The organism is Acinetobacter genomosp. 33YU (assembly GCF_001990725.1).
GTDB lineage: Bacteria > Pseudomonadota > Gammaproteobacteria > Pseudomonadales > Moraxellaceae > Acinetobacter > Acinetobacter seifertii.
This window is the reverse complement of record NZ_LFZQ01000008.1, coordinates 168,692-188,572: the sequence shown is the minus strand read 5'-3', so window position 1 is coordinate 188,572 and position 19,881 is coordinate 168,692. Positions and strand designations below refer to the sequence as shown.

The window sequence follows — 19,881 nt, the reverse complement described above, 5'->3', positions numbered from 1 at the left end:
ATTTATCTGATCTATTTATTTGATTTAGATTATTTTTTACCTCAGAATAAATAGATCGTAAAAAATCGAATGAGTTGACCTCGATCATAAGGAAAACTCGAAATATATTCATAACCAATTTTCAGTCTTGGATTAACACTATAATTAACTCCATACCCAACTGAAATGGATAAATCTTGAATATTAATATGATTCGTTAAACCATTACTGTTTTTGTTCTGAAGTTGCCCGGTATCATAGGCCGTGTAATTATAAATTACCCAACGCTCATTTGAATAAAACTCGTTTTTGAGCACATTATAGTTATTAACTTCATCATCATGCTCAATGGCTAACCGCCTTTGTTCCAAGTTTAAATCTGATTGATCTAATAACTGCTCTGTATCTAGTAAAGTAGAATCACTTTCTGGTTGAAAAAAATCATAGGCCTGAATATATCCACTGTAAAAGATAATCAGCGCTGTAAAAACAGGGTAAATATTTTTATGCACACACATTTTATTTTGCAAATCCAAAAAGGTAGCTTAAAGCTACCTTTTTTTGCAAGGGTTTAATTAACTTAAACCAATAACTGCAACAATTGCTGCGCAAGTACCCATAATTTTTTTGCCATAAGGTACATATCGCGTAAACAATGCACCTAATGCTAAGCCACAGCAATAGATAAGTGCCATACCAGTAACCATACCAGCTACTAATGCAACAATATGTCCCGCATGTGCGAGTTCAACACCATGCGCTATACCATGAAAGCTTGCGAGTAATGCAGCAGCAATAGGCAAAATCCGATTTGATTTTGTCCATAATGCAATCGCTGTAACAATCAAAGAAGCGATAATGCCGTATTCAGCAATACTGGCTGGTACTAAACCTTCAGCACCTATTAAAAAGCCTACAATCAAAGTAATGCTTAGTGTAATGACACCAGCAATTTTCCATTGTTTAGCGGCTGACCATAACAAGATACCAAAACCTAAAGCCATGACTAAATGATCAAGCCCAGTAAAAGGGTGAATAAAACCTGCCATAAACCCTGAATGTGCATGATCATGTCCCGGATGTGCCATGGCTAATGCCGGTAACATGCTAAGGAGCCCAATGCCCCATTTCTTAATGAAGTTCATAGTTACTCCTTAAGCCTTAAACAGCCCTTGTTTCTCAATAAATTGAATAATTTGTTCAAGACCATCTTGTGTTTTCATGTTTGAAAATAAAAATGGCTTTTCACCGCGCATGCGTTTCGCATCTTGGTCCATGACATCAAGGTTTGCACCGACCATTGGTGCAAGGTCAGTTTTATTAATAATCAGTAAATCTGACTTGGTAATACCCGGCCCGCCTTTACGAGGGATTTTTTCTCCACCTGCCACATCAATAACATACAAAGTTAAATCAGAGAGCTCTGGGCTAAATGTCGCGGCTAAATTATCACCACCACTTTCAATAATAATAAGCTCTAAGCCATCAAATTTTTCGCATAGATCATCAATCGCAGCCAAGTTAATTGAGGCATCTTCACGAATTGCTGTGTGTGGGCAACCACCTGTTTCCACACCCACAATACGATCTGGAGACATCGCTTCATTACGGGTTAAAAAGTTTGAGTCTTCTTTGGTATAAATATCGTTTGTCACTACAGCCATATTGTATTTATCACGCAAGGCACGGCATAAGTTAAGCGTAAGTGCTGTTTTACCCGAACCTACTGGTCCACCAATTCCAACTCTTAACGGACTACGTTCTGTCATGATTTTTATCCTTTTTTCCTAAACTTAAGATCTGAATAACCGTGAATATTGTGTTTCGTGTTTCATACTCAACATGGCATAACGAGGTAAAGCACTGCTTAATTGTTCATCATTAAGTTTCAAAGCTTTCTGTACTGCCTCTGGTACTAAACCATGCAAGTGCCATAAAATTCTTTGCCCAGCCATTTGTCCCAATGGAACCGTTTTTACTGCTGCCAAAACCTGATTTTCTAAAACAGTAAAAGTATAAGCGGTAAGCACATCCTCTTCTTTAAGCTCTAAACGCCCACAAAGCTGCGCATAGACAGGCACAAAACCAAACTGCTTTTTAACCTCAACCGTTTTTTTTAAAACATCTTTAATCCATGCATTTAAAGAAAATGCCAACTGCTGCGATTCAGCCAAAAGTTCTTTACTTTCTCGACTCGCCTTATATAAATTTGCCCAAATCAGGAACTCATCTGGTTCATCATAATGTTGCATAAGACGTTTGAGTACTGGTAGCTCAAACCTCACTAATAGCATTTCAAGAACTTCTTCAAAGTAAGCAATTGCCGAGCTTTCATCGTGTATTAAGCCAATATCGATGGCTGTTTCCACGCCTTGTGAATAACAATACGCTCCAACTGGCAGTGCCGTTGAAGACAGTGTCAGCAATTGCAGTAATTGCGCAGCATTATGAATGGACATGGTGTAAAGCTTTGATTGGGCTTAAGCGATGGTCATGACTATGTTGAGCATAGGCACCGCTTTCAGGTTCAAAAGGATGATCTGTTTCTGTCACTGTGAGCCCCAATCCTTCTACCATTTCTGCAAGCACATGATCAGGCTCAAAATACAAAGCTGTAGGTGTGAGCATTAATGGTACATGTCTATTACCTAAGTGATAGGCAGCTTTAAGTAAATCAAAATCGGTTTTAGCACTAACTTGCATTAAACGTTCAGGTTTCGCGTCAATACGTAATACATCACCCTCTTTGGTTGCAATATACGAACCACTACGCAAAATTCCAGTACGCGGCAAATCAGCTCCAATATCTACGCCACTTGCCAAGGCCGCTCGAAAACGTGATTTTTGACGGGTATCAAAAGTTAGTTCAACCGTTTCAAATGCCTGATCAGGAGAAATATCTTCAAGACGTTGGGTATAGATTTTCATTTAATTTTTCTCTCCTTTATTCAGTTCATATATATAAATTCATAAAACAAAATCATCTCAATAAAACTTATCAAAACAAGAAATAACGCTGAGCCATTGGTAATACGTCAGCAGGTTCACAAGTTAATAGTTCACCATCTGCTCTTACTTCATAAGTTTCTGGATGCACATGCATAACTGGACAATATGTATTATGTTTCATATCTGCTTTAGTAATTTCACGCGTATTTTTACAGGGGCTAATTAGCTTTTTAAGTTCTAACTTTTCAGCAACTTTTTCATCAATGGCTGCTTGAGATAAAAAGGTAATACAAGTGTTATGCACACCACGCGGATATGCGCCAAACATTGGACGATAATGAACTGGTTGAGGTGTCGGAATGGAGGCATTAATGTCACCCATCGGCGCCGCCGCGATCATGCCGCCTTTAATAATCATGGAAGGTTTTACCCCAAAAAAGGCAGGTTTCCATAACACTAAATCAGCAAGTTTTCCGACCTCAATCGAACCAATTTCATGATTTAAACCATGGGTAATGGCTGGGTTAATTGTATATTTCGCAATGTAACGTTTAACGCGATTGTTATCATGAAACTCGTTGTCACCCTCTAGAGGGCCACGTTGAATTTTCATTTTGTGTGCAGTTTGCCAAGTTCGTAAAATCACCTCACCCACACGCCCCATCGCTTGAGAGTCAGAAGACATCATGGCAATTGCACCTAGGTCTTGCAGAATATCTTCGGCAGCAATGGTTTCACGGCGAATACGACTTTCTGCAAAAGCAATATCTTCAGCAATTGCAGGGTCTAAATGATGACAAACCATGAGCATATCTAAATGCTCATCAATAGTATTAATGGTATAAGGTCGCGTTGGATTCGTTGAAGATGGCAACACGTTACTTTGTCCAATTGCTTTTAAAATGTCTGGAGCATGTCCACCACCCGCACCTTCTGTATGGTACGTATGAATGGTACGGTCTTTAAATGCGGCCAGTGTTTCTTCTAAAAAGCCACCCTCATTTAGTGTATCCGTATGAATAGCGACCTGAACATCAAACTCATCTGCCACACTCAAACAGTTATCAATCGCTGCTGGTGTTGAACCCCAGTCTTCATGCAGTTTTAGCCCAATTACCCCAGCCTTAATTTGCTCACGAATTGGGTCTGGTAAACTCAGGTTACCTTTACCTAACAGACCAATATTCATAGGTAAATCATCTATCGCCTGCAACATGGTCGCAATATGCCAAGGACCTGGAGTCACTGTGGTTGCCGAAGTTCCTGCTGCTGGTCCTGTACCGCCGCCCACCATTGTTGTTGTACCAGACATCAGCGCGGTTTCAACTTGTTGAGGACAAATCCAGTGAATGTGGGTATCAATACCACCTGCTGTTAAAATTTGCCCTTCACCTGCAATCACTTCTGTTGCAGCACCTAGAGGAATGGTAATGTCAGGTTGAATATCGGGGTTTCCGGCTTTTCCTATTTTCCAGATTCGGCCATTTTTTAAGCCAACATCAGCTTTTACAATTCCCCACCAATCTACAATTAAAGCATTGGTAATGACCGTGTCAGCAACTTCATCAGCTAAAAGTTGAGATTGTCCCATGCCATCACGAATGACTTTACCACCACCGAACTTAACTTCTTCACCATAAGTCGTTAAATCTTGCTCAACTTCAATAAAGAGCTCTGTATCAGCTAGACGAATACGATCTCCGACCGTTGGACCAAACATCTCAGCATATGCACGACGTGACATTTTCATAATTTTTTACTCATATCTTTCATTATGGTTGTTATGTTTAATCCAACTTACCCATGACTCGGCCTGCAAAACCATATACTTCTCGCTTACCAGCTAAAGCGACAAGTTCCACTTCTCTGCTCTGCCCCGGTTCAAAACGTATTGCGGTACCCGCTGCAATATTTAAGCGAAAACCCTTTGCAGCTTCACGGTCGAACTGTAGTGCATCATTGGCTTCATAAAAATGAAAATGCGAACCTACCTGAATAGGTCGATCACCAACATTAGCCACCATAACTTTTAAAGTTTCACGCCCAACATTTAGCTCAATGTCAGTCTCTGGAGTAATGATTTCGCCGGGGATCATAACTGCTCCTTTTATACGATTGGTTGATGAACAGTGACTAACTTCGAACCATCCGGAAAAGTTGCTTCGACCTGAACCTCAGCAATCATTTCCGCTACACCATCCATAACATCTTCACGCTTTAACAAAGTCGTTCCAAAGTGCATGAGTTCACTCACTGTCATTCCATCTCGTGCACCTTCAAGTAAGGCGGCTGAAATAAAGGCAACTGCTTCCGGATAATTCAGCTTTAAACCTCGTGCTTTACGACGCTCAGCCACCAAGCCTGCGGTAAAAATGAGTAACTTATCTTTCTCTGTTGGATTGAGTTCCATATCTCTTTCCTAATAGCATCTAGTTTTCTTTAAGCAAAATGCGTGCTCAAAAGCAGCATACTTGTTCTAATCGTTTTTAAAATACGCAATTTAACGTAAGTTAGGTCTTCCAAATTCTTGGAAATTCTTCATCTAAATCAAACCAATAACGTCTTAATCTTGCGCGTATGGCCGCAAATGCATCATGACAATGCCGTACATCATTCCCTAAAAAACGTGCACAGAGCACATCTTCCAATAAAGTCAAAGTAACTGGGGCATCCATACGCATGATTAACTCGCGGACAAGTTCAACATGTTGTTCTAAATAAAATGAAGAGCGAAATTTTTCAGGCGGTACAGCCCAGAAACTTGCCATTACAGCCTGATTATTCATTCCTAAACATGAGCTTAACCAGCGATCTCCTCCCTCAAAATATAATGTATCGGCAACTAATAAGTTATTTTCACGCCATAACTTAAACTGATTGTGATAACTGCCCTGAACAAAATTTTCAGCTCGAGCTTGCCGTCCCAATACCAACATATCCCAACCAATAAAACTTGCTGTTTGTTCAAGGTGAATATGTGTTTCCGAATGCGCTACAGCACCATCAAACAACATCGTTTCTTGAGGCATCCACTCTAGAATAGAGTCGTTTTTTACAGTCAAATAAATATGTTGAAAAGCCTGTTTACCATTCGTTCTATACCATTTTCCAGCCCCAGGCGTGGTAATAACGGCATGCGCCTGTTCAGCTGTTTCAATTTGAAAAGTAAGATGATCGCCTCCTGCGATGCCTGCTGGTGGATGAACAATAATAGCGTGGCAAACTCCAGTTTTTTCAGGCCAGAGCATTTTTTGCACCCGAACAGGGCCATAATGTTTCCTATGATTCATTATGGTGCGACTTTCTTTAAAACAAAAACCAAGTTCTAATTGCGCATACCAAAATGGTGCTAAAGAAGTATGAGAAAATTGTTGAATCCGATTCATTTTGGCTCATTTTTATTAATGGCTTTATTTAATAAGCAAAATATGCACCATATACAAAAAGAGGTCATTACAAACTTGGAAACAATTTTTTATTTTAATGAGTTAAAAAATCATCAATGTCTAACATAAAACCACAGTAAAGCATGGAATTATTTATACAATAGCGCCCATCCTCGCTCTTATAAATTTTTTTCCATGAAAATCTTTTTCGTGTTAGTACCATTTGTATTTTTAACTGGGTGTATTTTTGGCCAATCTAGTGAGGTCAAACGCGCAGAAAAACTTTTAAATAATTTCCAATGTAAAAACGTAGAAACTAGGGAGATTTCAAATAGCTCAATTAATTCTTATTACCAACAAACTTTAGCAGTAAGTAAAGAAAAAGCGACCTCTTATGTAGAAAGCTATAAAGATGGTGAGGAATTATTTGCAATGCCTTTAGACGAAGTAGTAAAAAAACAATATGAACTCTATAAATCAGCATGTGATTCTCTAGGTGGAGTTTCTGCTCATCCATAATTTTTTAGATGTATCCATTAACTCAGTTAGTGGATACTTTTTTTACTCGTTATATATTTCAATAAAAATCATTTAAATGAACAAAAAAATATACACTTTACCTTTTGTTAAATTTTGACTACATACAAACGCTTTTATTTTTTATGATCTTTTTCTAGGCTTTAAAGACTTTTTATTTTTATTTTTGAGGTTTTCTTCATCATGAAAAAATCATTATTAGCAATTGCACTTATGAGTACTCTTCTAGTCGCATGTAACAAACATGAAAATAAAACAGAAACAACTTCTGATGCTTCTAGCCCTGTACAAACTAGTGAAGCAAGTAGTGCTGTTGCTGTAGATACTGAGCACACAGCAGAAAATTCTTTAGATTGGAATGGTAAATATACAGGTACCCTTCCATGTGCAGACTGTGAAGGCATCAAAACAGAACTAAAATTAAAAGATGATAAAACTTACGAATTGACTGAAACTTACTTAGGCAAAGGTGATGCAAAACCATTTGAAACTCATGGTAAGTTTGCTTTCGATAAAGACAACACTTCTATCATTACCTTAGATAATAAAGCTGAAAATCGTAAATTCTTTATTGGCGAAAATACTGCAACTGCTTTAGATATGGAAGGTAAAAAAATTGAAGGTTCTTTGGCAGAGCACTATGTGTTGAAAAAACAAGATTAATAAATTTTCAATATAAAAACCCGCTCATTTGAGCGGGTTTTTTATGGAATCAATTCTTAGTTAGCTGCGAATTGGTTCATTGTGTTTTTAGCATCGTCATGTGCTTTAAGAGCGTTATCACCAGAGAAGATTTCTTTGTGATCATCACCGATGTCAGAACCCGCCATTGCTTGGTGTTTCACACAAGCGATACCACCACGGATTTCTTTACGTTGTACGCCAGCAACATAAGCCAACATACCTTCAGAACCGAAGTAACCTTGTGCAAGCTCATGAGTAGAAAGAGCAGCAGTGTGGTAAGTCGGAAGTGTGATCAAGTGATGGAACACACCTGCTTCACGAGAAGCATCTGCTTGGAATGTACGGATCTTGTCATCAGCATCAGCAGCTAATTCAGTATTGTCATATTCAGCACTCATTAATTTAGCGCGGTCATATGCAGAAACATCTTTACCTTCAGCAACCCAACGGTCGTAAGCTTGTTGACGGAAGTTTAAAGTCCAGTTAAATGATGGGCTGTTGTTATAAACAAGCTTAGCATTTGGAACAACTTCTTTAACACGGTTAACCATGTGTGCGATTTCTTCTACGTTTGGAGTCGCAGTTTCGATCCAAAGAAGGTCAGCACCATTTTGAAGGCTAGATACACAGTCAAGTACAACACGGTCAATTTGAGTGTCAGCACGGAACTGATATAAACCTGAAGGTAAACGTTTAGGACGGTGTAACTTACCATCACGCTTGATTAAGATTTCATCTTCTTGCGCATCAGCAATGTCAATTTCTTGAGTATCTAAGTAGCTGATGTATTGAGAAGCGATGTCACCTGGCTCTTTAACCACTGGGATTTTTTGAGTCAAGTCAGCGCCTTCAGAGTCAGTACGCGCAACGATGATACCTTCTTCAAGACCCATTTCTAAGAATGCATAACGTAATGCATGGATCTTAGCAATAAAGTCTTCGTGTGGAACAGTTACTTTACCAGCTTGGTGACCACATTGTTTAGCATCAGATACTTGGTTTTCGATTTGAAGCGCACAAGCACCAGCTTCGATCATTTTCTTAGCAAGTAAGTAAGTTGCTTCTTCGTTACCGAAACCAGCATCGATGTCAGCAATAATTGGCACAACGTGAGTTTCAAAGTTGTCGATTTGAGCTGTGATTTCAGCTGCTTTAGCAGTATCACCAGCTTCTTGTGCTTTTTTAAGAGCACGGAATAAATCGTTTAATTCTTTTGCGTCAGCTTGACGTAAGAAAGTGTAGATTTCTTCGATCAAAGCAGGAACAGAAGTTTTTTCGTGCATAGATTGGTCAGGAAGTGGACCGAACTCTGAACGAAGAGCAGCAACCATCCAACCAGAAAGGTAGATATAACGTTTGCTTGTAGTACCGAAGTATTTTTTGTTCGCAATCATTTTTTGTTGTGCGATGAAACCATGCCAGCAACCTAATGATTGAGTGTATTTGCTTGAGTCAGCATCGTATTCAGCCATATCACGACGCATAATCGCAGCTGTATACTTAGCAATATCTAAACCAGTTTTGAAACGGTTTTGAAGTTGCATACGAGCAGCATCTTCTGGGCTAATGTCTGCCCAAGTGTTGCCAAATTTTGCTTTTAATTGACGTACTGCATCAATCGCTGTTTGATATGTAGTCATGATATTGTCCTGTATTCATTTTAGGATTTCATCGATTGAAGCCTAGAGTCACGTTACTTAAATTTCTTATGACACCAGCTGCTTCCTCATGAACACAGCTTAGACTTAGCCAATCAATTAATCCAATATCCTTCGTTAATCTTCAGTATTTATTTAAAAAATATACCAATAAATCGATATTATAAGTAAAACTAAAAAACATAACACTTTGTTTATAAAAACAAAATAATCCTAAAGGAGTATAGTATTTTGATCAAAAAACTCTCCAAGTTTTATTTTTATACAATTTTTGAGATTTTTCCACTCATTTTTATTGTCAAAAGTCAATTGTAAATTAGGAGACTTTTGCCAATGTAAAAAGTCAATTTTAATGATAGAACATGGTTAAATATAAGAGAAAAAATTTACGTCTATAAACATAAAGTCAAAAACAGATCAAAGATAATAAAATCGAGCATTTGAGGTCCTTTTCAAGCATACTTAATTTCAACAAAAAATGTCGTTTTTCTCATCATTTTTTCACACAATGTTCTTTAAATATGGCATAATTTGAAACAATTTTAGGGTTTTATTTTCGGTATTTTTTTTATGAATCTGGAACGGGTAGATCTTAATCTATTAATATATCTTGATGTTCTTCTTCGTGAAAAAAATGTTACACGCGCAGCAGAACAGCTTGGCGTTACTCAACCAGCCATGAGTAATATTTTACGTCGCTTGCGTAATTTATTTAACGACCCTCTTCTAATCCGCTCATCGGAAGGAATGACACCGACAGAACGCGCACTCGAATTACAACCACGTATTCGCGATGCCCTTTCTGATCTTTCCATGATTTTGGAACCGCGTACCGAATTCCGCCCTTATACCAGCAATCGCGTTTTTCGCATTATGACTTCTGATTATGCAGAAGCAACTCTGGTTCCTCGTCTTGTAAAAGCTTTACGTTCTGAAGCTCCAAATGTAGTGCTCGACTTTCTTACCCCAAGTGATGTGTCATATAGAGACATGGAACAAGGTAAAGTTGATCTGGCAATTAATAGATTTAATGAAATACCGCAAAGTTTCCACCAAGTGTTAGTTTGGCGTGATAGTTTCAGCTGTATTTTGAATGACAAACACCCTGCTGTTACTCATTTAAATCTTAAAAGTTACCTAGATGCACAGCATATTTGGGTATCTAAAACAGGTATGGGTGTTGGTTTTGGCGTAAACCCAGATAAACAAGGTGGTTTAGGCTGGATTGATCAAGCATTAGAACGTATTGGTCAACGCCGTAAAATTTCAGTATTTACTCGCCACTACCAAATGCCAGCCTTGCTTGCTCAAAATGTTGACCTCATTGCAACGCTTCCAACTCGAATGGCGCGCCTACAAACTCAAAATCCAAAACTGGTTATAAAGGATCCTCCTTTTTATATTCCAGAATTTGAACTTAAAATGGCTTGGTGCCCACTATTACACCATCACCCTGCTCATCGCTGGTTACGCCAACTTATTCTATTCGTTGCTCGCCAAATGATCGAAGAAGAAAATCGTGAATTTCTTACCAACAATTCACAATTTTCTCACTATTAAATAAATTTTAATTTAATTGTCTCTTTCAAACATTATCTTTAAGCGCTGAGCAATCAATCTGATTACCTCAGCGCTTTTTTGTGTTAAAACATAGTCATAATAATGATGAACCTCGGGTGATTTGTGAGTCTCTTTCAAAATATCATTATCATCGTACTGCTCATCATCGCAGCAGGCTTTTTATCTTTAACTGAAATTGCACTGGCTGGCGCCAGAAAAGTAAAGTTAAAAATTTTAGCTGAAGCTGGTGAGGAACGCGCTCAACAGGTACTTGATTTACAAGAACAATCTGCAGACTTTTTTGCGGCATCCCAAATTGGACTAAATGCTGTTGCAATTTTAGGCGGTATTTTAGGCGAAGCTGCTTTCCGTCCGTTTTTTGTGACTTTAGTTGACCGCTTCTATGTAGGTCCCTGGTCGCAAACAATTGGTTTTGCTCTATCTTTTACTTTGGTGACATCGCTATTTATTTTATTTGCCGATCTTATGCCAAAACGCTTGGCTATGATTGCCCCAGAAAAAATTGCAATTAGTGTTATCAATCCAATTCAGGTTTTTATTAAAGTTTGTAAACCTTTAGCCTGGGGAATTAATGCCATCGCGAACCTGTTATTCCGCTTATTCAAAGTAAATACAACTCGCGAAGACAATATTACTTTTGATGATATCTCAGCTGTTATGGATGCAGGTGCCCAAGCAGGTGTACTTCAAAAACAAGAACATCATTTTATTGAAAATGTTTTTGAACTAGAGGAACGCAACGTACCATCAAGTATGACAACGCGTGAAAATGTTGTTTATTTCACTTTAAACGAACATGAAGACAGTATTCGACAAAAATTAGCAGAATATCCTTATTCTAAATTTTTAGTGTGTAATGAAAATATTGATCAGGTTATTGGTTATGTTGATGCCAAAGATTTTCTTGTTCGTATTTTAAATAACCAATCACCCACTCAATTAAATGAATCTACTATTCGTAATGTTCTGATTATTCCTGACACATTAACGCTTTCTGAATTACTTGATCGCTTCCGATCAACAAAAGAAAAATTCGCTGTTGTAATTAATGAATATGCGCTTGTAGTTGGTGTTATCACCTTAAGCGATATCATGATTACCGTAATGGGTGACTGGGTTACCCCAATTGAAGAAGAACAGCAAATCATTAAGCGTGACAATAACTCTTGGTTAATTGATGGCAGCACACCAATTGATGACCTGAGACATGCTCTTGAAATTGACGAAATGCCCGATGAAGAGAATTATGAAACGCTAGCAGGTTTTATGATGTATCGTTTACGCAAAATTCCTCGTCCAGCCGATTTTGTCGAATTTGGTGGTTATAAATTTGAAGTTGTCGATGTGGATCATTTTAAAATCGATCAACTATTAGTTACTCGCGTATTAGAAAAATCTGAATTACATTCACCGCCTGACGAAAATTGATTTATTTTGGTGCAAAATATCCTGCCAAATGCAGGATATTTTTTTAATATGAATAAGTAGTTATTAAATTCACGCTTTCATTTAATATTCTTCATTATTAAAAGTTTAATTAATTATGCTAATCATATTTATAAATATAAAGATTAACCTCTTAATTAAAATAAAAAAATTAAGTTCAATTCAAATGAAAATTTGCGAATAAAGCATTTACAACCCCATCAGCCTTAGGTAACGTAGATATTACAAGCCTTGTAAATGGGTCTTCTTCTCATCTCAACGCTCAAAGCAAGTATAATTCTTCAAAATATATGATAATTTTAAATATGATAAAACCTTTATATAAATATTAAAGCTACTATATATAATAAATAAACTAAGCCATTAATATATATATTCAGTATTTCCGGAGAATATACCTTTTTAATTGAATATATATTAACCAAATAAACTAAATATATTATTTGTTTTTTTAATAAAAATTCATAAGAATAATAAAAGTCAAAGTTTGGAATAAACTTGTTCAGTAAAACTAAAGGCAAAGGATTGATTGTATGCTGACATTACTTGGTGTTGGCATGATTTTGTGCTTCATGTACTTAATCATGTCCAAACGTTTAAGCCCTATTATTGCTTTAATTCTTATCCCATTTATTTTTTCTCTTATTGCTTGGGGCCTAGGTCACTACTTTGAAAGCTTAAGTCATATTGAGCTTAAAGGTCTCAGCGAGATGATGCTAGAAGGCATCAAAAAACTTGCACCTACTGGTGTAATGCTATTATTTGCAATTTTATATTTTGCCTTAATGATCGATGCAGGTCTTTTCGATCCCCCGGTTAAATGGATTTTGAAAAAGGTTAAAGGCGATCCTCTAAAAATTACATTAGGGACCGTTTTTTTAACGACGTTAGTTTCTCTTGATGGTGATGGCTCAACGACATATATGATTTGTGTCGCAGCTATGCTTCCTCTCTATCAGCGACTTGGTATGAATACACTGATCATGACAGCACTTATGTTGTTATGTAGTGGTGTAATGAACCTTACGCCATGGGGTGGACCTACTGCCCGCGCAGCGAGTGCACTTCAAGTCGACCCAAGCCATATTTTTGTACCAATGATTCTTCCAATGATTATTAGTATTGGCTGGTTATTCTTCTTGGCATATTTATATGGTCGCTATGAGCAAAAACGTTTAGGCGTGATTGAGCTTGAAAGCCATCATGGTGACAATATTACTGTTTCAAAAGATCCAGAAGCGACTCGTCCACATTTGCGTAAAGTAAATATGGTACTCACCATTATTCTTATGATTGCGTTGATCAAAGGTATTTTACCAATGTCAGTGTTATTCATGCTAGCGTTCTGTATTGCGATGCTTATCAACTATCCAGATGTTGATATGCAGAAGAAACGTATCGCTATGCATGCAGATAGTATCTTGGCTGTTGTAGGCTTAATTTTTGCGGCTGGTATTTTTACAGGTATTTTATCTGGCACAGGCATGGTTGAAGCGATGTCTAAAGAATTCGTCGCAATGATTCCAGCAAGTATGGGACCTTATCTGGCACCAATTACAGCGTTGGTAAGCATGCCTTTGACGTTCTTTATGTCAAATGATGCATTCTTCTATGGTGTATTACCTATTCTTGCTGAAGCCGCTTCACATTATGGTATTAGTCCAGAAGCGATTGCTCGTGCATCAATTGTAGGCCAACCTGTACACTTATTATCACCACTTGTTCCATCAACTTACTTGTTATGTGGTCTTGCTAAAGTCGATTTTGCAGATCATCAAAAGTTCACTTTTAAGTGGGCATTTATTACTTGTATGGTGTTAATGGGTACAGCTTTGGTGATTGGTGTTTTCCCACTTTTTAGTGCGATCTAACTACACTCTGTTATAAAAAAATAAAAGCCCCAATTGGGGCTTTTATTTTTTATTTATTTACGTACTCAATCATGGCATCTAAGAACGCATGAAAGTGCAAGGTAATATCTTCTTCTAAAATTTTATAGGCATTATCAAATTGCACCATTGGCCAACCTTCTTTCCAAAATGGGAAGATATCATGTAAGTCATGGGTAACTATTGCATCTTCACGAACAATTGCTTGTGAAATTTGTGCCAAAACTTGCGCTGTTTCTGCCCCATCAATAGCTAAATAATCAATACCGCGCGCTTTTAAAATACGAATTCGATCTTTTTTATAGCGAATTTTTTTAGCTTGAGCTGCATTTAAACCTAGTGCAAGAGTCACTGCCTCTACAAACTTCTCTTCAAAATTTGTATTTAGTGCCACCAAAGCCTGTTTATGCGCTTCCTGACGTCCCGCTTTTCCCCCGCTACGGATAATCTCATTTGCTTCCGTATCCAGCTTATCTTTTTTCATCGACTGTAAAATGTCTAAAATTTCGATATCGCTTAAAGATTCAGGAGATTGCTCAAACATAGGAGTCCTTATACATACAACTAAAGGCACATTCTCTCATAAAAGCGATATTAAAGCAGAACAAAATTTTAAATAGCCTCTTACCTTGACTATTTTTATAGCCTTAATTTCAGAGATACCACTCATAAAATCAGATAATTCTTTGGTTATAAATTTTAATGTTTGCCAAATTAGTTTTACCCTGATAATATTATTTTACCCTGATAAAAATATGTGGCAAAAATGAATACAACAATCACCTATACCGCTTTTACTGGAAGCACACTTATTGCAAGCGACTCCCTTGTTGAACTTGCAAAAAAACTAAAACATCTTCCTAAAACAACAGAAAATATTCTGATTTTTAATGATCAAACAGGTCAACAAATCGATCTTGATCTTTCTGGTTCAGAACAAGATTTTCAACAACGTTATGCTGAACCTGAAGAAATTAAAAAAGTTGGTCGACCTAAACTTGGCGTAATTTCGCGTGAAATCACTTTACAGAAAAAACATTGGGATTGGTTAGATCAACAAAGTGCGAGTGCATCTGCTGTGATTCGTAAGTTAATTGATAAAGAGTTAAATAATCCAAATTCTGAAGGCAATATTATGCTTGCCAAACAAGCCATCGACCGTTTTATGTCTGCTATGTTAGGCAATATGCCAAATTACGAGGAAGCAACACGCGCCTTATATCAAGGTGATCGAGATACATTTTTAAAGATGATTCAGAACTACCCTAAAGATTTAAGAGAATATTTAACTTTAAAAACTCAAAGTATTTTCTAAACTCAATAAAAAACCCGCTTACGCGGGTTTTTTTAGAACTCATTTTCAATCTATTAAAGACGAACCAATTCCACGATTTTTTCTACTGCTTCTTCTACTGTTTCAGCAGTTATCTCAGTATCTGTACCATCCACAGAAGTTGTAATAGTTACAACACCAGTCTCACGTAACAGAACCAATTGCTCAGCTGTTAAACTTGCTTTCGCGATCGCAACTACACCTTGCTGAATCAGCAAACTTTCTAAGACTTGAGCTTTTTCAATTAATTGTGCAGAAACACCAATAGCAGCAGGTTTTTGACCTAAACGAGCAGCACGGTCTTCGGCAGTAACAGCATTGCTATGAGCAGTCCACTCTACAGCAGCTTCTACCATGCCCGCGCCAACAGTCACGTTACTTAAACGGTCAATAAAAATAAATGAACCTGTGTAACGAGAGTCTTGATATTGGTCAAATACCACTGGAGCATCGAACTCAACTACCACATCGGCAATTGCATTTAACTCAAGCTCTTCTACTTGAGTATGCTCAAGTGTATTTACATTCACACGATAGTGAATGTTCGTCACTTTTGCTGGAACGGTTTGTGTACCAATCTTAATGTTGTACAACTTACCTTTTACAAGCGGGTGCTCATTCATCCATACCACAGAAGCACGAACGCTACGTGAAATTAATGGTTGCTCACCTGCACGTACCAGCACGTTACCACGGCTAATATCAATTTCGTCGTTTAACGTTAATGTAACTGCTTGACCAGCCACTGCTTGCTCAAGGTTACCGTCAAAAGTAACGATTTCTTTAACCGTAGAACGCTTACCAGAAGGTAACGCTACAATTTCGTCACCTACTTTAATTTCACCTAAAGCAACAGTACCCGCAAAACCACGGAAGTCGAGGTTTGGACGGTTCACATACTGAACAGGGAAACGGAATTCGTGTTTGTTTGATTCGCGGCTAATTTCCACAGACTCAAGAATACTCATCAAGGTTTGACCCTTGTACCAAGGAGTATGAGCTGATGGATTTACAACGTTATCGCCATTTAAAGCAGAAATTGGAACAAATAAGATATTAGCTGGGCGACGCTCACCTAACTGGCTCACGAACGCATCATATTCAATCTGAATTTCATTAAAACGCTCAGGTGAATATTCAACCAAGTCCATTTTATTAATGGCAACAACAATATTTTTAATACCAAGCAAACTAGCAATAAATGTATGACGACGTGTTTGTGTTTGAACACCATAGCGCGCATCAATCAAGATAATTGCAAGATCAGCAGTCGATGCACCAGTAGCCATGTTGCGGGTATATTGTTCATGTCCCGGTGTATCGGCAATAATAAACTTACGCTTTTCAGTCGAGAAATAACGATACGCAACATCAATAGTAATACCTTGCTCACGCTCAGCCTGCAAACCATCTACAAGCAACGCCAAATCTGGTGCATCACCCGTCGTACCTACTTTTTTACTATCACGTGTTACAGCTTGCAATTGATCTTCATAAATCAATTTTGAATCGTAAAGTAAACGACCAATTAAAGTACTTTTACCATCATCTACATTACCGCAAGTCAAAAAACGTAAAAGGTCTTTTTGTTCATGCTGTTTTAGATAAGCCAGAATGTCTTGGCTAATTAAGTCTGATTGATGAGACATTGCTCAAACTCCACAAATTTAGAAACTGTCTTAGAAATAGCCTTCTTGCTTTTTCTTTTCCATTGAGCCTGCTTCATCATGGTCAATCATACGACCTTGACGCTCAGAACTTGTTGCCAATAACATTTCCTGAATAATTTCTGGCAATGTATCAGCTTCAGACTCAACTGCACCTGTTAATGGGTAACAGCCAAGCGTACGGAAACGTACAGACTTCATTTGTGGAACTTCACCCTCTTTTAAGCGCATGCGTTCATCATCCACCATAATGAGCGTACCACTACGCTCAACTACTGGACGAACAGCAGAGAAATAAAGAGGAACAATTTGAATATTTTCTAAATAGATATATTGCCAGATATCTAACTCTGTCCAGTTAGATAAAGGGAATACACGAATACTTTCGCCCTTGTTTACTTTACCGTTGTAAAGGTTCCAAAGTTCAGGGCGTTGGTTTTTAGGATCCCAACGATGCTTACTATCACGGAATGAATACACACGCTCTTTCGCACGTGATTTTTCTTCGTCACGGCGCGCACCACCAAAAGCAGCATCAAATTGATATTTATCCAAAGCCTGTTTTAAAGCTTGGGTTTTCATAATATCTGTATATTTTGAGCTACCGTGATCAAATGGATTAATCCCTGCTTCACGGCCTTCTTTATTTTGATGAACAATTAAATCAAAGCCATGGGTTTTTGCCATGTTATCGCGAAACGCGATCATGTCTTTAAACTTCCAACCCGTATCAACATGTAATAAAGGAAAAGGAAGTTTCGCAGGATAAAATGCTTTTAATGCAAGATGAAGCATCACAGCCGAATCTTTACCAATTGAGTAAAGCATGACTGGATTTTCAAATTCTGCTGCAACTTCACGGATAATATGAATACTTTCAGCTTCAAGTTGCTTGAGATGTGTAAGTCTTGATTCAGTCATGAACACGCCCTTCTCTATCCATTTTGCCCATAAAATCTAGAAATGGTATTAAACCACCACTTAGAAGACCATGTGGAGGAACGAGTGCCATAACAACTCCAATTTTTCGTGATAAATAATCCAACCACAAGCCCTTTATGAGGCTTATAGCATTAGTTATGCATTATAGTGATTTAAAACTGTTTTCTATTGCTTGTTTTTTCATATTGATATTCAAATTCATAATATAAATGTAAAATACTGATTCGCATAGATAACATGTCCATCCTAGCTCGCATCGTTAACCGAAGCAAATCACGATCTCATCTTTAAATTTCTTTAAATACAATAAAAAAAGAGAAGCCATTTTAGCTTCTCTCTTTCTATAGCATTATTTAATTCTTAGAAACCAAACATTTTACGTTCTAACGGAATTTCAACACCTACTGAAACACCATTATCTCGACCATTACGATCTGAGTCTGTTATCCAACCATTAATTTTTAATGGAAGTGTTGGTTTTATATAGTGTGTCCAAGTCAAATCTAGGCCTTTAATTGTATCTTTCTCAGGAAACGCCTGATTAACAGTAAGGCTTAATGGATTAACTTTTGCATAAAGAACACGTCCACTTAAACGATTCATCGTATCAAAGCTGATATTACCGCCAATTGAATACATTTGACCATCACCACCCATACCATGGCCTAATGGAAAACCTTGTTGGTAAAAACCATCATGATATACGTAATGTGTATAAGAAATTCCTGTCATCTCTCCGAGATTTGTACGAGTATCAGCCCATTCTGCATACAGCTGATATGGCATATTTTTATAAACTGATGAAAAATCCGTACCCGCAAGATACATCCATTTTGCAGGCAAATACCCTGCCTCATCTTCACCAATCATCTGCCCATATATACTTACAGGGATCTGTAATAAAGGCTGTAGAGATAAACGGGCATCAAATCCACCTAATTGATTTGATGGATCTTGACTACCATCTTGTACATTGTCATGACCGACTACCGCTTTCCAAAAACGATCCCAGCTTTCAGAACGATCACCACCACCAAATTGTATTGCTCGAGATGCACCTAATTCTAGATAAGGTAGAGGCTGTGCAGTCAAACGCATGCCTAATAATTTAACTCCAGGATCAGATTCGTAATCCTGTAATCGGCCGGCAAATAATTGATATTGCCAAGGTCCGATCCAAGATAACCATTTTGTTTCAAAAGCGTCTTGTACAGCACGTTGCATGGTCACCCCATACACAGGACGACTTGCATCTCCACGAATCAAACTACCATCATGTGCAGGCCCCCAATAGGTTGGAACTTGTCCAGCAATCACCCATTGATTCCAGATTTTACCAGCGACATACGAACCTTCCACATTGGCATCATGACCATTATCAATTTGTGGATCTTTTTCAGCGTTTACACGAATTTTTGCATCCCAGTTTTCACCGCCCGCATTAAACTCTACAGAACCTTCATATTGTGATTTATGATTATTTCCAAATGCTTGAGGAATATCTTTGATGTCTGTGCCTGCAAAAGCACCTACTTTAACTGTATCGTTATCTGCTTTTAATGCATTAAGAACTGAATTAATAACTTTTTGTTGAGCTGGATGAGTTACTTTAGCCTGAGAGAGTGCGCGCTGAATTTCATCACCGCTTAAAGGCCAAGTAGAAGTGCTGATGTTAATAACACCTTGTTGATTCAACCAATTTAAATCTGTACGCAAATCATCATTATTAAGCACCAAACCTTGGGCAAAAACAGCTGAAGAGGCAGCTGTTAATAATGCAATTGAAAGTGTTTTTCTTAAAAACATGTCAGCACAATTCTCAAAGTTATT

Annotated in this window: 21 protein-coding genes; 6 read left to right on the top strand and 15 right to left on the bottom strand. The window is 37.7% G+C overall.

Going from position 1 to position 19,881, the window contains the following annotated elements; all coding sequences use genetic code 11:
• Positions 1 to 41 precede the first annotated feature (41 nt).
• The 9 genes from AC056_RS10170 to AC056_RS10130 form a co-directional block, all read right to left on the bottom strand.
• Complete coding sequence (locus AC056_RS10170; protein WP_077163549.1) at positions 42 to 497, bottom strand: hypothetical protein; 456 nt, start codon at positions 495 to 497, stop codon at positions 42 to 44.
• 57 nt (positions 498 to 554) lie between these two features.
• Positions 555 to 1,124 (bottom strand): HupE/UreJ family protein, encoded by a 570-nt coding sequence (locus tag AC056_RS10165; RefSeq protein ID WP_039253401.1) that lies wholly within the window; start codon positions 1,122 to 1,124, stop codon positions 555 to 557.
• A 9-nt stretch (positions 1,125 to 1,133) separates the two neighbouring features.
• Positions 1,134 to 1,748, bottom strand: a complete 615-nt coding sequence (gene ureG / locus AC056_RS10160; protein WP_039248672.1) for an urease accessory protein UreG — start codon at positions 1,746 to 1,748, stop codon at positions 1,134 to 1,136.
• Positions 1,749 to 1,772: 24 nt separating this feature from the next.
• Entirely contained in the window at positions 1,773 to 2,438 is a 666-nt protein-coding gene (locus tag AC056_RS10155; RefSeq protein ID WP_077163548.1) for an urease accessory protein UreF, read from the bottom strand.
• Positions 2,425 to 2,907, bottom strand: a complete 483-nt coding sequence (gene ureE / locus AC056_RS10150) for an urease accessory protein UreE (protein WP_039253396.1) — start codon at positions 2,905 to 2,907, stop codon at positions 2,425 to 2,427. Before ureE ends, AC056_RS10155 begins: the two co-directional genes overlap by 14 nt.
• A 70-nt stretch (positions 2,908 to 2,977) precedes the next feature.
• On the bottom strand, positions 2,978 to 4,678 hold the full coding sequence (gene ureC, locus AC056_RS10145) for an urease subunit alpha (RefSeq protein ID WP_077163547.1): 1,701 nt from the start codon (positions 4,676 to 4,678) through the stop codon (positions 2,978 to 2,980).
• 37 nt (positions 4,679 to 4,715) lie between these two features.
• On the bottom strand, positions 4,716 to 5,024 hold the full coding sequence (locus AC056_RS10140) for an urease subunit beta (protein ID WP_019456858.1): 309 nt from the start codon (positions 5,022 to 5,024) through the stop codon (positions 4,716 to 4,718).
• 11 nt (positions 5,025 to 5,035) lie between these two features.
• Positions 5,036 to 5,338 carry an urease subunit gamma gene (gene ureA, locus AC056_RS10135; RefSeq protein WP_002054385.1) on the bottom strand — a complete coding sequence of 101 codons (303 nt, stop codon included), beginning with the start codon at positions 5,336 to 5,338 and terminating at the stop codon, positions 5,036 to 5,038.
• 100 nt (positions 5,339 to 5,438) lie between these two features.
• Positions 5,439 to 6,314, bottom strand: coding sequence for an urease accessory protein UreD (locus tag AC056_RS10130; protein WP_139344646.1), 876 nt, complete (start codon positions 6,312 to 6,314; stop codon positions 5,439 to 5,441).
• Positions 6,315 to 6,509: 195 nt separating this feature from the next.
• Between AC056_RS10130 and AC056_RS10125 the strand changes: the two genes are divergently transcribed.
• Both AC056_RS10125 and AC056_RS10120 read left to right on the top strand, forming a co-directional pair.
• The gene (locus AC056_RS10125) at positions 6,510 to 6,833 is read left to right on the top strand and encodes a hypothetical protein (protein ID WP_004703079.1); all 324 of its coding nucleotides are present in this window, start codon (positions 6,510 to 6,512) and stop codon (positions 6,831 to 6,833) included.
• A 201-nt stretch (positions 6,834 to 7,034) separates the two neighbouring features.
• Positions 7,035 to 7,514, top strand: coding sequence for a copper resistance protein NlpE (locus AC056_RS10120; RefSeq protein WP_077163545.1), 480 nt, complete (start codon positions 7,035 to 7,037; stop codon positions 7,512 to 7,514).
• 56 nt (positions 7,515 to 7,570) lie between these two features.
• On the opposite strand, the gene AC056_RS10115 is transcribed toward AC056_RS10120, so the two are convergent.
• A complete protein-coding gene (locus AC056_RS10115) occupies positions 7,571 to 9,175 on the bottom strand; it encodes an isocitrate lyase (RefSeq protein ID WP_004703081.1) in 1,605 nt (534 codons plus the stop codon).
• 588 nt (positions 9,176 to 9,763) lie between these two features.
• Here AC056_RS10115 and AC056_RS10110 point away from each other — a divergent pair.
• From AC056_RS10110 to AC056_RS10100, 3 genes are all read left to right on the top strand, one after another.
• Positions 9,764 to 10,753 (top strand): LysR family transcriptional regulator, encoded by a 990-nt coding sequence (locus tag AC056_RS10110; RefSeq protein WP_004703082.1) that lies wholly within the window; start codon positions 9,764 to 9,766, stop codon positions 10,751 to 10,753.
• Between the two features lie 123 nt (positions 10,754 to 10,876).
• The gene (locus AC056_RS10105; RefSeq protein WP_019456855.1) at positions 10,877 to 12,202 is read left to right on the top strand and encodes a hemolysin family protein; all 1,326 of its coding nucleotides are present in this window, start codon (positions 10,877 to 10,879) and stop codon (positions 12,200 to 12,202) included.
• Between the two features lie 551 nt (positions 12,203 to 12,753).
• Positions 12,754 to 14,091, top strand: coding sequence for a CitMHS family transporter (locus AC056_RS10100; RefSeq protein ID WP_004703084.1), 1,338 nt, complete (start codon positions 12,754 to 12,756; stop codon positions 14,089 to 14,091).
• 49 nt (positions 14,092 to 14,140) lie between these two features.
• On the opposite strand, the gene AC056_RS10095 is transcribed toward AC056_RS10100, so the two are convergent.
• The gene (locus AC056_RS10095; protein ID WP_049065783.1) at positions 14,141 to 14,653 is read right to left on the bottom strand and encodes a hypothetical protein; all 513 of its coding nucleotides are present in this window, start codon (positions 14,651 to 14,653) and stop codon (positions 14,141 to 14,143) included.
• Between the two features lie 213 nt (positions 14,654 to 14,866).
• On the opposite strand from AC056_RS10095, the gene AC056_RS10090 reads away from it, so the two are divergent.
• Positions 14,867 to 15,424 carry a DUF2239 family protein gene (locus AC056_RS10090; RefSeq protein ID WP_077163544.1) on the top strand — a complete coding sequence of 186 codons (558 nt, stop codon included), beginning with the start codon at positions 14,867 to 14,869 and terminating at the stop codon, positions 15,422 to 15,424.
• Between the two features lie 53 nt (positions 15,425 to 15,477).
• Here AC056_RS10090 and cysN read toward each other — a convergent pair whose 3' ends face one another.
• The 4 genes from cysN to AC056_RS10075 form a co-directional block, all read right to left on the bottom strand.
• Positions 15,478 to 17,091 (bottom strand): sulfate adenylyltransferase subunit CysN, encoded by a 1,614-nt coding sequence (cysN, locus tag AC056_RS10085; protein ID WP_039253381.1) that lies wholly within the window; start codon positions 17,089 to 17,091, stop codon positions 15,478 to 15,480.
• A 30-nt stretch (positions 17,092 to 17,121) separates the two neighbouring features.
• The gene (gene cysD, locus AC056_RS10080) at positions 17,122 to 18,030 is read right to left on the bottom strand and encodes a sulfate adenylyltransferase subunit CysD (RefSeq protein ID WP_000140408.1); all 909 of its coding nucleotides are present in this window, start codon (positions 18,028 to 18,030) and stop codon (positions 17,122 to 17,124) included.
• Positions 18,023 to 18,154, bottom strand: a complete 132-nt coding sequence (locus AC056_RS19250) for a hypothetical protein (protein ID WP_079393586.1) — start codon at positions 18,152 to 18,154, stop codon at positions 18,023 to 18,025. The genes cysD and AC056_RS19250 overlap by 8 nt, the downstream gene beginning before the upstream one ends.
• Positions 18,155 to 18,411: 257 nt before the next feature.
• A complete protein-coding gene (locus tag AC056_RS10075) occupies positions 18,412 to 19,857 on the bottom strand; it encodes a capsule assembly Wzi family protein (RefSeq protein WP_039253378.1) in 1,446 nt (481 codons plus the stop codon).
• Between the last annotated feature and the right edge of the window lie 24 nt (positions 19,858 to 19,881).

Bases quoted from the DNA above. Each gene is read 5' to 3' on its own strand.
- ureA (WP_002054385.1), bottom strand. From the start codon at position 5,338: ATGGAACTCAATCCAACAGAGAAAGATAAGTTACTCATTTTTACCGCA.
- AC056_RS10155 (WP_077163548.1), bottom strand. From the start codon at position 2,438: ATGTCCATTCATAATGCTGCGCAATTACTGCAATTGCTGACACTGTCT.
- AC056_RS10165 (WP_039253401.1), bottom strand. From the start codon at position 1,124: ATGAACTTCATTAAGAAATGGGGCATTGGGCTCCTTAGCATGTTACCG.
- cysN (WP_039253381.1), bottom strand. From the start codon at position 17,091: ATGTCTCATCAATCAGACTTAATTAGCCAAGACATTCTGGCTTATCTA.
- AC056_RS10100 (WP_004703084.1), top strand. From the start codon at position 12,754: ATGCTGACATTACTTGGTGTTGGCATGATTTTGTGCTTCATGTACTTA.
- ureE (WP_039253396.1), bottom strand. From the start codon at position 2,907: ATGAAAATCTATACCCAACGTCTTGAAGATATTTCTCCTGATCAGGCA.
- AC056_RS10125 (WP_004703079.1), top strand. From the start codon at position 6,510: ATGAAAATCTTTTTCGTGTTAGTACCATTTGTATTTTTAACTGGGTGT.
- AC056_RS10110 (WP_004703082.1), top strand. From the start codon at position 9,764: ATGAATCTGGAACGGGTAGATCTTAATCTATTAATATATCTTGATGTT.
- ureG (WP_039248672.1), bottom strand. From the start codon at position 1,748: ATGACAGAACGTAGTCCGTTAAGAGTTGGAATTGGTGGACCAGTAGGT.
- AC056_RS10095 (WP_049065783.1), bottom strand. From the start codon at position 14,653: ATGTTTGAGCAATCTCCTGAATCTTTAAGCGATATCGAAATTTTAGAC.
- AC056_RS10115 (WP_004703081.1), bottom strand. From the start codon at position 9,175: ATGACTACATATCAAACAGCGATTGATGCAGTACGTCAATTAAAAGCA.
- AC056_RS10140 (WP_019456858.1), bottom strand. From the start codon at position 5,024: ATGATCCCCGGCGAAATCATTACTCCAGAGACTGACATTGAGCTAAAT.
- cysD (WP_000140408.1), bottom strand. From the start codon at position 18,030: ATGACTGAATCAAGACTTACACATCTCAAGCAACTTGAAGCTGAAAGT.
- AC056_RS10075 (WP_039253378.1), bottom strand. From the start codon at position 19,857: ATGTTTTTAAGAAAAACACTTTCAATTGCATTATTAACAGCTGCCTCT.
- AC056_RS10120 (WP_077163545.1), top strand. From the start codon at position 7,035: ATGAAAAAATCATTATTAGCAATTGCACTTATGAGTACTCTTCTAGTC.
- AC056_RS10170 (WP_077163549.1), bottom strand. From the start codon at position 497: ATGTGTGTGCATAAAAATATTTACCCTGTTTTTACAGCGCTGATTATC.
- AC056_RS10130 (WP_139344646.1), bottom strand. From the start codon at position 6,314: ATGAATCGGATTCAACAATTTTCTCATACTTCTTTAGCACCATTTTGG.
- ureC (WP_077163547.1), bottom strand. From the start codon at position 4,678: ATGAAAATGTCACGTCGTGCATATGCTGAGATGTTTGGTCCAACGGTC.